Origin of the sequence: Haliea salexigens DSM 19537, from assembly GCF_000423125.1 — a bacterium.
GTDB lineage: Bacteria > Pseudomonadota > Gammaproteobacteria > Pseudomonadales > Halieaceae > Haliea > Haliea salexigens.
The window spans coordinates 92,685-106,740 of record NZ_AUHJ01000009.1; the positions used below are offsets into that span (position 1 = coordinate 92,685).

Annotated in this window: 10 protein-coding genes; 2 read left to right on the forward strand and 8 right to left on the reverse strand. The window is 55.7% G+C overall.

The window, feature by feature from the left end; translation table 11 throughout:
• The first annotated feature begins 10 nt into the window (after window positions 1-10).
• On the forward strand, window positions 11-991 hold the full coding sequence (locus G533_RS0111700) for a sugar-transfer associated ATP-grasp domain-containing protein (RefSeq protein ID WP_027950107.1): 981 nt from the start codon (window positions 11-13) through the stop codon (window positions 989-991).
• 273 nt (window positions 992-1,264) lie between these two features.
• Complete coding sequence (locus G533_RS0111705) at window positions 1,265-2,434, forward strand: sugar-transfer associated ATP-grasp domain-containing protein (RefSeq protein ID WP_027950108.1); 1,170 nt, start codon at window positions 1,265-1,267, stop codon at window positions 2,432-2,434.
• Window positions 2,435-2,541: 107 nt separating this feature from the next.
• On the opposite strand, the gene G533_RS0111710 is transcribed toward G533_RS0111705, so the two are convergent.
• From G533_RS0111710 to G533_RS0111750, 8 genes are all read right to left on the reverse strand, one after another.
• A complete protein-coding gene (locus tag G533_RS0111710; RefSeq protein WP_027950109.1) occupies window positions 2,542-3,714 on the reverse strand; it encodes a hypothetical protein in 1,173 nt (390 codons plus the stop codon).
• 136 nt (window positions 3,715-3,850) lie between these two features.
• Window positions 3,851-6,385 carry an HzsA-related protein gene (locus tag G533_RS21780; protein ID WP_144079869.1) on the reverse strand — a complete coding sequence of 845 codons (2,535 nt, stop codon included), beginning with the start codon at window positions 6,383-6,385 and terminating at the stop codon, window positions 3,851-3,853.
• A gap of 132 nt (window positions 6,386-6,517) precedes the next feature.
• Window positions 6,518-7,486, reverse strand: coding sequence for a polysaccharide deacetylase family protein (locus G533_RS0111720; protein WP_027950110.1), 969 nt, complete (start codon window positions 7,484-7,486; stop codon window positions 6,518-6,520).
• Window positions 7,479-9,005 carry a lipopolysaccharide biosynthesis protein gene (locus G533_RS0111725; RefSeq protein ID WP_338035399.1) on the reverse strand — a complete coding sequence of 509 codons (1,527 nt, stop codon included), beginning with the start codon at window positions 9,003-9,005 and terminating at the stop codon, window positions 7,479-7,481. Before G533_RS0111725 ends, G533_RS0111720 begins: the two co-directional genes overlap by 8 nt.
• Complete coding sequence (locus tag G533_RS0111730; protein ID WP_027950112.1) at window positions 8,998-10,323, reverse strand: putative O-glycosylation ligase, exosortase A system-associated; 1,326 nt, start codon at window positions 10,321-10,323, stop codon at window positions 8,998-9,000. The genes G533_RS0111725 and G533_RS0111730 overlap by 8 nt, the downstream gene beginning before the upstream one ends.
• Before the next feature lie 79 nt (window positions 10,324-10,402).
• On the reverse strand, window positions 10,403-11,755 hold the full coding sequence (locus tag G533_RS0111740; RefSeq protein ID WP_027950113.1) for a phenylacetate--CoA ligase family protein: 1,353 nt from the start codon (window positions 11,753-11,755) through the stop codon (window positions 10,403-10,405).
• Complete coding sequence (locus G533_RS0111745) at window positions 11,752-12,849, reverse strand: glycosyltransferase family 4 protein (RefSeq protein ID WP_027950114.1); 1,098 nt, start codon at window positions 12,847-12,849, stop codon at window positions 11,752-11,754. The genes G533_RS0111740 and G533_RS0111745 overlap by 4 nt, the downstream gene beginning before the upstream one ends.
• Window positions 12,846-14,045 (reverse strand): TIGR04063 family PEP-CTERM/XrtA system glycosyltransferase, encoded by a 1,200-nt coding sequence (locus tag G533_RS0111750; RefSeq protein ID WP_027950115.1) that lies wholly within the window; start codon window positions 14,043-14,045, stop codon window positions 12,846-12,848. The genes G533_RS0111745 and G533_RS0111750 overlap by 4 nt, the downstream gene beginning before the upstream one ends.
• Window positions 14,046-14,056: the final 11 nt, after the last annotated feature.

Here is a 14,056-nt window from a genome sequence, read left to right on the forward strand (position 1 = left end):
GGTGGCGGAAATGCTTGTATTGCGCCTCGCGTACGGATTGGGGCCAAGACACTACCACGTTGCACGACACTGGCGCAGGGAACTCGCCTGGGAATTCAAGACAGGCTTTTGGAACTACCCGAAATTCCGCCGCTTCCTAAACACGCTCAACCCTCCGGCATACCAAAAAATCTCGCAGAGTAAACTTAGCGAAAAGGCCGTTTTGGAGCTTCTGAAAATCCCAACGCCCCGGTTTCTGGGCCGCTTTCATGCACACCTCGGTGTAGCTGAAACAGGTGCTCGCTTGATCAATAGCACAGATTTGACGGAACTATTGCATAGCCACCCGGAAGTAGATCGACTGTGTTTCAAATTAGTTGAAGGCTACGGGGGCGAGGGCTTTCGCGCGGTAAAAGTAATACGAGAAAAGACATTGACCTTCAGTTTACTAGATACAGGCCAGGCAGTAGAAATCCCCAGATTTGTCGACGAGTTTCTGCAACTCACCGCAGGAGCTGACTACGTCATTGAAGAATATCTTCAGCAACACCCCAAACTTGCAAGCTTCAACGCTTCCAGCGTCAACAGCCTAAGAATCTGGGCTGTCAGTACAGGTAACAATGGAGCTTTACTCGGCGCCTTCCTTCGGGTGGGCCGATACGGAAGTCTGGTCGACAATACGAGCCAAGGTGCTCTTGCGTTTCCTATCGACATGGAATCCGGCGAAATAGGTCGAGGGCTGATCCTAAATATTTGGAACGAAACCTTCGAGTGCCATAAGGATTCGGGAGTGAAAATCACCGGGGAGAGTGTGCCCTACTGGAGCGAGGCCGTGGATCTGGCGATACGTGCAGTCGCGGCTTTCCCTCACCTACAATTCGCCGGCGTAGATGTTGCAATTGCTGCTGAGGGGCCAGTTGTTATCGAGCTCAATGTGGAACCGGACCCAACCGCCAGCATAGTTTTCGATCGACCTCATCGAGAAATTTTTAGCCAGTTCGACACCACTTGAAACAGAGTCAACTACCTAAACTTTGTGAGGCCTTCGCGCAAGAGCGCAGAATCAAGCACGGGAAAGAGCCAAAATATTTCAGAAAAACCGATGGCACCATGTTCAGCAATCTCGCTCGGAGCAGCTTAGTTCAGTGACCGAGAATATATTAAGATCGCTTCGTCATCTATTATTCAATAGCCTTTGGGCCAGAGCCCGGGTAACAATGCCAAATACAAACGCTCATAAAGATGAAAGACAGGGCTTTTCTGTCTACTCACGAGTAAGTTGACTATGCTTAATCAGTATAAAAATAAGATGATTGAAATTTTCAAGATGGCAGAGGAGGTACATAGGCAAACCGGTCGTAGCTACCTTACCCAGGCGCAGGACATACGCAAACTTTGTCGGGCCAATTCGACATGCAGAATATGGGATTACTACAAACTTGGAATTTACCAACACGAAAACGTCAATGCACGACTAGCTCGCTCGTATCTCGGTGAAAGTTCGCTGGCGGCTGCTAGCGTAGCACTCAACCCTAGGCACGCAGTGACAGCCGCATGGGACAAGTTAGTTTTCGATATGATCGCTCAGCTTCACGACTTGCCAACGGCACATAATATGGCTGTTTTCAAACCGGCAAGTGCTCTACCCAGCTATATTCCCCAACCACTCCACACGCGAAAAAGCCTGGTACGCTTTCTGTCCAATCCATCGTCATACCCCTTGTTCATGAAGCCAGTCCATGCACAACAGAATATTGGAGGCTACTACCTCGACAGCTATAATCCGAGCACCGACACAGTCTCCGTCGGAGCGAGCTCTGAACTGACGTTATCGAATCTGATCGAAACGACCATTGATCTACAAAGTGACTTGTACGACAGAAGTGCCGGCTATCTTTTTCAGACGCCCGTTAAGCAGCACGATTTACTGACATCGGTGACAGGGACAAGCGCCCCATCGGGACTGCGTTTCATCGTCCTCCAGGACCAGCACTCTTCAACCCCCAAAATTCACCGCTGCATTATGAAACTCGTTCGCCAAGGGAATTACAGCGATAATTTTCACAGTGGTAAAAACGGCAACATGATTGCCTATATCGACCCCGCAACAGGCTCCCTGTCGCAGGCTGTCACTGGGTACTGGCCCTTTGCGGTCGCCCACCAGTTTCACCCCACAACAGGATACGACCTGCTAAATCTGAAGATACCGATGTGGTCGAAGATAGTCGATACCGTGCTCAAGGCTTCCAGCGTCTTTGCGACAATGAAAATTCTCCACTGGGATGTGCTCGTTGGGCCAGAGGGCCCAGTGCTTCTTGAGCTGAATGATCTGGGTAGCACGAGTTTCGTACAACTCCACGGCACAGGGTTAATGGACGATTTTATGACTGATTTCATGCGTCGCAATGGGCAGCTGAAGCACCACAAAGATATAAGAAACCTGACAGGACAATGACAGCTTCCCAAACTCTTAAACCGTAACCCGCTCTGTCCAACGTTGAATCAAATAACTCCGCGCAAGCACGCGACCCGAACAATAGCGCCGAGGCTCAGCAGCAAACCTCACCTGCGGAAAAAATCGAATGCTGCACGCCAATACAAGGCACGATCACGCGGAAACCAAAGGTCAGCATGACACCGAAGATTCAGCGACCAGAAAATGAAGCCCAATATGGTTCTTAACCGGTCCCTCCAACCAGTTTCCCTACTTTTGAGCAGGGACAGCACATGGCCAATATCAGCCGGAAATAGATATCGACAAGAAATGCCAGACGGCGGCGGCCCCAGTGCTGAACGAGTAGAACCGAAAAATGCGTCTGCTTGTAAACAGGGAAAGTCCTTCCCCGCATAAAGATCGAGATGCAAGTAGCCCCAATAACGTGCGTTTATCTCAATGAACCAGAAGCGATCAGAGTCAGGGTCCCATTTATACTCCATCATCGCGACGCCTTCCCAGCCTAGCAGTTCCATTTTCCGCTTGGCATCTTCGAGAAGAGACTGGTGCCAGAACGTCTCACGCAATGACATCATCCCTCCATGGAAAGGGTTCATATGGATACCCAATGTCATGCTTTCGGCGCGAAACTCCCCGCGGTGGCGCCATAAACTGACACCCACCTTCCGGCCCGGAGCATGTCCCTGGCAAATAACGGCCTGATAATTCGGCAGAAGTTCGGCCACGGCTTCCAGGGCTTCGGCAATAGAAAGGCATCGGTGCACCACTGCATTGCCGGTTTCGCCCAATGCTTTCCCCGCATCACCTTTGACGTAAAATGGCGATGCCACGGACTGCAAGGACAATTCAAGACCCGCAAGCTCATGCGCACCGGTGAGGACAACAGAGAAGGGTAGATTGCATGCGCCATCGGGGTGGGCACGGAGGATCGCATCACTATCCACCTTACTCATGCATCCCTCCCAAACATCCTGAGGAACTGCATCGGGCAGCAGTGGCACAAAACGCTCATAGCGATCACGCACCGCATGAAGGAAGCCTTCGCTTGGCACGATCATATCGACCCGTCGTTCACTGATATAGTCGTCCAGCCAGCTTGCAAAGTTTCCACTAGCATACGGCGGATGAACAGCAACATCCTCGGCGTAATGTGAATGCAGACCAAGGGCGCTGGCTGATGTCGCGCAGGCGGTGACGGAATAGCCCGCCCGTCCAAGCGAGCGGATTACACCCAGCATCCCTACGGCGTGAGCGTCCATCACGAGAATACGTTTGCTCATTACTACGCTTCCTTACGCACAGCGCCAGTTACAGAACCTACCGAGGCATCTACTCGCGCCACCCTCCATGCACTGTATCGCGATGAAAGCGAGCGCGCGAAAACACCACGGAGAACATCGCTGCGTCATTCCCCCACTACTCTAGAGAGCCTGCCCCCGAGTCCAGCCAGTCAGCCAGGGTACGCAACTCAGCGGCCGTTATAGTCACCGGATGGTCCGGGCCAAAGTCGATGTCGTTAGGATAGGTTGCATCGGTGCGGCCATCCGTGCGCTGGTTCGCAGCCTTCCAGTAAAGCAAGCTCTCGCGGGCGAACATCGAGTTGACGTACTTGCTGGTATACGGTCGCTGGATACCCCAGCGACGACGCTCGTTCTCCGACTCGCGCATCAACACCCGTCTACCTTCCAGCACGGAGGCCTGAAACTGGTCCCACACCAGAGCGTCATAATCCATAAGCGGCAGGTCCGCGACATGGCAAGTTTGACAGCGGCGCTCAAAAATCGGCTTGATATCACGCGCGTAGGTAGGCACGGGGCTGGATTTCAGCAGCACCTCAGCCTCGGCGGCAAACGCGAGAGAATCCTCATAGGATCTTCCGGGTTGGGAGTGCAGGTGGCAACCGGTGCATACGCGCTTTTCACCGGGGCGCAGGGATTGTGGCACTTGGTCCCGTTTGATTACCCTGCCCATACTATCTACCCCGGCCATGACGTAAGGCGTATCGCAGGGCAACTCCACCTTGAAGGATTTGTCTCCCAGCAAAGGTACATCTCCCAGCAGCCGCAATTGATTGCCAATGGAGTTCTTGAAGGCACGCGGCTCAAGCTCGTTTGGCAACACCTCCCAGAACCGGATCGCCGCCAACTCGGCGTGCGGCAGGCCATGGATTTCGCCACCGTTATTGGCCATAGATTTATAGTTGTTGTTAAATTCATACGGCCTTGACGCGGAAGTCTCTGCGGTACCCGCATCACTGCTCGCCAACTGACAGCTACCGTCATTTGTGGAGCGCAAACCTGGAGTATCGGGAATCGACCGGGCGGCGACCACTCTTGCACCGAATTCGTGCCACTCCTCGCGGTCCACTACCCGCACCATATCAGACATCGCGCGGGAGGGAATGCGGGTGGTGTGATACACGCCGACATCACAACCGCGTTGCTCCGGCTGATCAGCTACGCGCTCCTGAAAACTCCTTACCGAACCAGACACGTTGGTACAGAAGCCCCGACCCATCGTCAACATCAGCTGGTTACCCGGGATGCCCTCGGGATAGCCGATTTTGCCTTGGTAAAGGCCGTTCTGTTTGACAGAGGGCTCGTCATTGGACTTGGACCAGTTTGCCACATTGTAGAGTTCACGCGGCAGAAAACCGGGCAGCGCGCCCTCCACCCCGACAGGCTCGGGGCTCCAGCAGAATACATCGCCCAGCCCGAGATTGTTGCCGCGATAGTAGTTACTCACACAGATATCGCTGTTGTAGCGCTGCCCGAGAAAATGCAGCGCCTTCATTGTTTTGGTGCGCCCGGAGGCCGACGTGAAAGTATTTCTGTGCGCCCCCAGCAGTGCGTTCATATCGCCGCCACGGGCATCCATCTCCATCACCAGCCACATGTTGTCGAGCGTGCCTGGCCAATTGATACTGCCATTGGTGCCCCCGTAGGCCAGATTGTGGCTCAGCCACTGAGAACTATAGGCAATTCGGCCATTCTGTAAAACATACGGGTGCATCGCCGTGGTCACCTCATGCGGACTTACATTGACCGCGTTGCTCCCATCGTCATCGGCAATATAAAGCTGAGTCTCCGCTCTGTTATTGGGCGTGATCCGGTCCAGCCACGGCTCGCGGAACCTAGCACGGGAAGAGGCAAAAAGAATACGGCCATCCGGCAGCCAAGCCGGGCTGACATCAAAAACCCCCGGCTCATGCTTTAGCGGCGTAACCTTGCCAGTGGCAATGTCGAACACATGCAGACGCGCTTCGGTGGCCTCATCGAGCCGCTTGTTTGGCAGCGTTGTGCCATCCCACCAGGCGTTAGTCAGGCGTTTTCCCCGATACACGGAGAACAGGACTCGCTGACCATCAAAGGACACCATCGGATCCAGCGGCACGCAGGGTTCATTGTGTTGAACGCAGTCGTACAGAATACGCTCAGAGCCGTCTGCCTCCCGCAAAATCAACTGACCCGGCGCATTGAATCCATCAAAAACATGACGCGAGTCCGGCAGTCGATCCCATACATCGGGACTATGCAGGATATAGGTTTCGTCATTTCTTAGCTCTACTTCATGCAGGCCGATAGTGCGAGGCACTCGCACGTAAACAATCGCCTCATTGAGGTCGCCCTCGTAGACCGGCTCATCCTCTATGGTTGTTCGGGGGGTCAATCCGTCCGGTATTTGCGTGGGCGGCGTTTCTGGCCCGGCGACCGGCACCGCGGCAGGAGAATCGTCTTTGGGTGAGGGGGGCACTTGTTCTGCTCCGGCGCCACCGGATACTTCGCCTCCCATTCGGATCCGAACAAACTCTTCCCATATAGCAGCACCCGGGCCTGTGTACCGTTCGATGTAGATATCTTGCCCAACAGATAGGGAAGCAAAAGCAGCAAGAAGTAAAAAAACTCCTAGATTGCTAATGGAAACACTTGAACGAGTACTGCCAATACGCATGCTGAACTCTGTCTCGTAGCCGGGTAGTGGGGCGCTGAAGCTATTCCGCATCAGGCGATGTTCACATTGAAGGATAGCCTAAAAGGCACTCCACTACGAACCCGCTACGCCAGCGGGAAAGGAGAAATTTGCTCAGCTCTCAGCAGTCTGGCGCATGTTCAGAGCCATACGCAGCAGGTATTTGGGAGCAGATGTATCCCACGGGGTAAAACGCGGCAACTGCAATACGTCAGTAGCGGAGGACGATACCCCCCAGTTTGTGGCCACAGCCACTTCAAACCCGGCCTCCCTGACTAACGACACATGCTCATCACTATAGTCTTTTTCTCTGCGCCCATTGGGGTACGCGAAGACGCGCAGGGGCGCGTCTAACAGCGCTTCCAGCTGAGCCTTGCCACTCTGGATCTGTTCCCGCGCTTGTTCCAATGTAAGTTTGGTCAAAATCGGATGCGATACTGTATGCCCCCCGATTTCCACGCCATTGTGGTGCAGGGTACGCAATTGCGACGAGGTCAGCATCAAATGATCTGGCAACGGACCCACTCGGGCGGCAACACAACTGGCGATTTCATCGCGCCGCCCCGTGGGGAGGTACTTCCCCTCACGAATGATCGCATAGGCGGCTTTTCGCCGCTGTTCTTGGCTGCTCGTGTCATATCGTGGAAAATCGATCTCTGTCAGGTCCAGAACCGGCTGGTCGTAAACTCTCAAAGACTCCACTATCGTGTCGTTCCACATGCGCCCGCCGTTAAGGTAACCACTAGCCACGAACACCGTGGCCGACAAGCCATAGCGCTGCAGCACTGGCAAGGCGACGGTGGCATTGTCGGCATAACCATCGTCAAAAGTGACACAAGCCGCGCGCGGTGGTAAACACCCTGCGTGCAATCTACGCACTGCCTCGTTCAGAGGCAGTACGTTGAAGTGACGACTCAGCAGTTGCATCTGCCAGCCAAACTCCTCCGCCGTTGGCTCCGCAGGCCGCATCCAGTCGCGTTCAGGCAGTACCCGGTGATATATCAGTATCGACAGACGCTGATGACCTGCGAGCCCAGCAAGCGAAAGCCCTACACGGAAAGCGAGCTGTTGCCAGTTAGCCACGGGGGCTGTCCCCCGGCAACAGAACCCTCAATAAGCCGGTTCGCGCATGCACAAGCCTTACCAACTGCAGCTCCGGCCCTTCCGGACGGGACTCCAGTAACCACAAAAAGCCCAACACCAGAAAGAAGCAGATACCGCCTACGGCCACAGCGGCAAACAGCTGGGCCAATTGCCAGGGCATAGGTTCCGCGGCCCAGTGTGTGGGAAACATCCCGTTTACCAACAGAAACATGGCCAAGGCCGCCAGCCCCGGCTTGTACAGAATGTAAACTACCCGCCTCAAACCCAGAGCCATGTTGCGGCGCAGAACCATGTAGGCCACCACCAGCACAAGAGACAGGGTGGCAAAGGTCGCGTACGCCACACCGAGTACGCCGTAGATTGGCAAGAACAGGTTCAAAAATATCACCATCAAAGTCAGACGCACAACAATGATTGATGTGGCCCAGCGAATGCGGCCCAGCGCTATCAACACATTATTGGTACTGGACATCATAATCATTAACAATGTCGCCAGTGCCAACCATTGGACCAGCGGTACTATATGGAGCCACTTTGCACCCAGTAAGGTCGGCACCAACAGATGCGCAACCGAGAAGATACCGACTGCCATGACGAAGCCTAGAATCATCAAGGCACCCATCACATCACAGAAAACGTTCAACAATCGTGCCGGGTCCTTGTTAACTCTGGAATAGCCTGGGAACGCGGCGCGATTGATTGGTTCAGCCAACTCACGCAACAACTGGCCAGTCTCTTTCGACATCGACAGAGAACCCACCGCGGAAACCCCTGCCACACGCGATACCATGAAATTTTCAATATGCCGGTTGAAGAAATTGAGAATATTGTTCACCTGCAGCCAGGCGGAAAACGAAAACAACTCACGCCAGAAATCGAGGCGGAACCGGGGGCGGAAAGGCTGCATGACATAACTGAGCAACACCAGCATCAGCGATGTAGACAACAACCCATACAACATCGCCCAATAACTTCTGAGTATAAATGCTAGCGGGATAGCGACAAAAAACCCTGTCAGCTTGATAGAGAGCTGGAAGCGAAATTCCCTGTCAAAGGTCATGTGTTTTTGGAAATTTATTATGGCAACGTTCTTGACCCCATCGATCAAGAACAGAAGACACATGAAGCGCAGCACCGAGACCAGTCCAGGCTCTTTGAGCAGTTCAGCGGCCAACGGAGCAAACAGATAAAGCAGGCAGGAACTGACCAGCGAAAACAAAAAATGCAAGGTCCAGGCGGTATGGTAGTGAAGGTCGGTGGCGTCCTGATTCTGAATCAGCGCAGTACCGAAGCCGAATGCCCTGATCAGTTCTACAAAGGCATAGACCGACATCGCCAGGGCATAAATGCCAAAATCTGATGGCGTCAGCAGGCGCGCAAGAATCAGGGTGCTGACCACGCTAATGGAGCGACTGACCAGTCGAATAGACATGGTCCATACCGCTCCCTTGGCAATTGACTTGCCCACCCCACGCCGTGTGTGTGTTGACTCACCCACGGCTGTGTTGCTCCCGCGTCAGATCCCGTCCCAAACCGAGTAGCGACTGCCGCTGCAGTGTCATTACCGCGATGATGCCCAGAACGGCATACAGCAGGTCGAAATAGGCGAGGCTTACATTGGCGCCAGTAATGCCGTAACCGACTAGCGACAAGGTCAGTGCATTGGCTAGCTGCCGGTACCAAAGTACCCCGTGTTCCTTACCGAGGTCCGCGTTCTTCATACTACTAAACAGCGCCAACGCGAGAAACATTAGGAAAATGAAAAGCCCCGGGAAGCCGTGATCCCCCAGTACCTGAAAATAAATATTATGGGCCGCCTTGGAGCCACTGTGTGGCGGGATTGGAGGCGTCGCCACCGGCGAAAAACCCGGTGTCTCAGGGGCGTAATAGCTCCATAGATTTGGATCCAGCACCGAGCGGAACCCGCCACCGGTCAAAGGGTGATCCAGCGCTATCAACGTCGATATTTTCCATGCCCAGAGCCGGCCAATAAAGGAGCTGTCTTCCTCGACGGCGGTCGCAATTGTCGCCTGCCGCTCACGCCAGTCTTCCGGCGCACTCTGATACAGCACAGGTAGCATTGAAAACGCCAGCAAAACCAGCACCCCCTTGTGTCGTGACTTCAACCAGAAGGCGAACGCCAGAATAGCCAAGCCTATAAAGCCTCCGCGCGAGCCGGTTCCAACGATACTGATAATGTTCAAGCCCACCATTCCCAAAAGGCCCATTCTGACCATCTTGTGCTCCGTGACCTGAACAAGATAAACGATGAGGGGTATGCACATATTGATAGCCACTGCCAGATCGTTGCGATCCGCGATAATCCCTGCCCTGCCAACAATTCTGTGGCCACCACCAGAAAGTATGAACTTTACCGCCTCCATCGCCGCATAGGCTGATATCCCTAAAACGATAGTCCACACCAGTACATCAATATGCAGCCTCTTGCGAATTATCAGAGTGATAAAGAAAAACAACAGCAGAACTTTGACAAACTGGTTCCAGTACGCCCAAACATTCTGAGGGTTGGAGTTCAAGTTGAATAGCGTACTCATAAGTGTCCAGAAACCAAACGCCAGTATCCAGAACCCAATGGCGTTCAGACGGAACTCCTTGTGCTTCTCAACGAAGAGATAAGACAGCATCGTCACCAACACAATGGTCAGGTTCAACCTGAAGCTTTGGGAAAACCCGAACGCCCAGTTAACCGGCGCAATCAGCGCTATCCACGTCCAAGCTGCCACGCCAATATAGGGCCGCCGGAAGGAGTAGTAGATGGCCACAAAAAGAAAGCCCACCAACAACAGATCGCGCATCAGTCGTCGTCCTGCCGATCGGCCCAGGAAAACAGGTAGCAGACGCATACAACGACAAGCAGCAAGAAGAGGCTGTCGATCATTGGTGCGACACCCGGCTGAGGACGTAGCGAAATTTACCGGACTTCTCGCGTGGAATCTCTTCGCAGGCGTCTATCTCTATTTCAACCGACTCACCCAATCGCGCACGCAGCCCCGATTCGATCTCCACTCTCATTGCTTGCGTCAACGTATCCCGTGGTACCACCTCTACCCGTGTCCGCTCCAACGACTCCTGCACAATCCGAAAATTTGCAACACCGGGCATATCCCTCAGCACATAAATGAGTGCAAGGCCATGCAGAATCGTGCCATCCGCCGCGGTGACGAAATCCGTCGTGCGCCCCTCCACGCTGGCCAATACCGGAAGGCCACGACCACATTTGCAGGTATCGCTCGCCAGCACCCCAACGTCACCCGTTCTATAGCGCACAAACGGAAACTCACTGGTGTACAGGTGGGTGACCACAATCTCGCCGCTTTCACCTGCGGGCAGTACATTGCCATCCGCATCGACGATCTCCACCACCATGTCCTCGGCGGTAATATGCAGGCTACCTTCCGGGCAGGCGTGGGCAATAAAACCCGCGTCGCGACCGCCATAGCCGTTGGCGACGGGGCAGCCGAACGCTCGCTCGATGACCATCCGCTGGTGGTCGTACAGCCTCTCGGAGGTTACGAAGGCCACTTTTATACCAAGCGCATCCACTGCGATATCATGCTCCAGAGCGAACTGAGCGATCAGCGCGAGAGACGACGGGTAACCAAACAGCATCGCCGGACGGCGCGCCACGATACGCTCCACAAAGCGCTGCAGATTCTCCTGCGACATCTCGAAGGCTGACAATAGCTCGGTGCGAAACAGCGCGTCACGCGCAAGCCGCACCCGGTCTTGCGCGCCAAGCTCAATCGGAGAACCCCACACTACGATTTCGGGGTCACCGATATCCACACCCCACCAACGGGTAGCCCGGCGCTTGGCAGCCACATCGTGGCTTACACGTTCGTTGCCCAGATAGAATATCAGCGGTTCGCCGCTGGAGCCGCCGGTATTGAAGCGCTTGAGCCCTTTTGCGCCCGGTGCCTTGAGATCATCCGTATGCGCTCGAATCGTCGCCTTGTCGAGCAGCGGCAGGCGTTGCAGGTCAGCAATGGAGGTAACGCTTTCAGGCTGGAAGGCCAGTTCGTTGAACAACTTGCTGTAGTACGGCACCGTGCGGCCAATCCTGGACAGGAAGCGTTGCAGGTTTTCCAACTGCAGTGCCAGCACTTCATCCTGCGGTAGCCACTGCGATGTGTTCAGCGCGCGATGCACAGCGACCGTGTCATGCCCCTTGAGCTTCTCGTGCAACGGGAAGAGCACGTTAGCCACCAGCTGTTGATACACGCTCACGCTGCCTCCACCCGCTTTTTCCCTGCCACTTCGGCATAGGCCGCCAACCACTGCGCGCGAACCTGCGGCCAGGCGTACTGAGCGACCTCTGCAAGCCCCTGTCGGCGCAAAGCTGTGCGTAAAACCGCGTCTTCCTGCAAGCGACATATCGCGGCTGCCATTGCGGCCGGCTCATTGGCTGCCACCAGCAGGGCGGTTTCCTCGTGACGCACTATGTAGGGCACACCGCCCACCGCCGTGGAGATAACAGGCACCCCACAAGCCAGTGCCTCGATAACCGAATTGGGCATATTGTCCACCGTGGTCGGATTCAACATGGCATCCGCCGTGGCGTACAGATCGACAATACCCGGCCGATCCAGGCGCCCGGTGAACTCCACGGCATGACTGATTCCCAGCACACTCGCCTGATTGCGCAGCTCGCCTTCCTGCGGGCCACTCCCGGCAATGCGCAGACGGGTACGGGGCATGGACGTGAGCGTTTCTGCCAGTGCCCGCAGTGCGGTGCCAATGCCATAGATCGGCTCCAGATTCCGGGTGATTACCAGAGTAAACGGTGTGCCGTCAGTCGGTGGTAACGACGAGGGACGGAATACATTGAGATCAACAATATTGGGGATCACCCGCGTTGCTTGCCCGAATTCACTGAACACTGCCTGCAAGTAACCGGAGGGCACCACCACCAGAGTGGCCCTGCGCAGCGAGGGCTGCACCCGGCGCCAGGCACGCTCGAAGTAGCTACCCGCCTCTCCGCCGCGATAGTTGACGATCACCGGGCAGCGCCGCAAGGGCGCCAGCCACAGCACCGGTGCGGCAAATAGCTGCCAGGACCAGCCCGAATTGGCCATCAAGTGAATAACATCAGCCTTCCCAGCCAGGCGCCATACCGCCCAGAGGTAGGGAAACAGCCGAAACAAGGCGCGCAGGCCGGGCACATGTGCCACCCACGCCGGCCGGTAGGGTGCATTGGTTGCAACCTGCGTCACCTGCAGCCCCTCTTCGCGCAAGAGCCTGGCGAGCTGCTCGGTCTGCATGGCCATGCCGCCATTGGGTGGCGGCGCGGGACCAATCAGGCCCAGGTGCAACGCGCTCACAGTACGCGGCCGTACACGGCAGGATAGCGACCCACACTCGCGGTCCAGGTACGCTCCTGCTCAACGAATGCCCGGCCACGATCACGCATGTCCTGCCAATCATCGCGCCTGGCCAACAGGTCACCAACCGCTGCAGATAGCGCTCCAGCCTGCCCGGCTGAGAACAACATGCCGGTATCCCCGTGGCGGATAAGCTCCTGGTGCCCACCCACATCCGAGGCCACCACCAGGCGCCCCTGCGCCATGGCCTCCAGCGGCTTGAGTGGGGTGACGAGTTCAGTCAGGCGCATGGGTAACCGGGGGTAGACAAAAATGTCGACCAGATTGTAGTACGCCTGCACCTCCGAGTGCGGCACGCGTCCCGTCAGGATTACATGCTCCTGCAGCTTCAGCGCAGATATCTTCTCGCGGATCAGCGATTCCTGAGGTCCGCCTCCCACCAGCAGCAGACGCAATTCCGGGCGGTCTGCGAGTAGTGCGGGCATCGCTTCCAAAAGCAATGGAATACCCTCGTAAGCGTAGAAGGAGCCGATAAAACCGAGTACAACGTTGCCTTCAAGCCCGAGATTGCGCGCAAGCTCGAGGCTCGCCGGTGCACCGAAGGTGAAATTTTCTGTATCGACTGCGTTGGGGATAACTGTCACCTTCGCCGCATCAATGCCGCGCGAGACAATTTCACTGCGCAACCCCTCGCAAATGGTGGTCACCGCGTCTGCTCGCTGAAACACATGCGTCTCCAGCGCGCGAGTCAGACGGTAGCGAGGCCCCCACTCACGGCTGGTGCCGTGATCCACGGCCGCATCCTCCCAGAAGGCGCGACACTCATACACGACGGGCACACCCAGTTCACGGCCTGCGCGCAGTGCCGCAAGACCATTCAGCGCGGGTGAGTGTGCGTGCAGAATGTCCGGCTTCTCGATCGCGGCCACCTTCACAATACGCTGCGCCAGCGTGGCAACCACCTCCCACTGATCAAACAGCGGCAGGCGGTATAGTGGATTACTGCTGGAGCGGGTGCGGTAAAAATGCAGACCGTCTACCGTTTCATCCTCCGCTTCGCTCACGCCCTGTTTGAGGCCGGTGACATGGGCCGTGTGCCAACCCAGGGCACGCTGCCCACGCAGAATATTGCGCGTACGGAAGGTGTAGCCGCTGTGCAGGGGTATGGAGTGATCCAGCACATGCAGAACACGCATGGTCTTTTCTC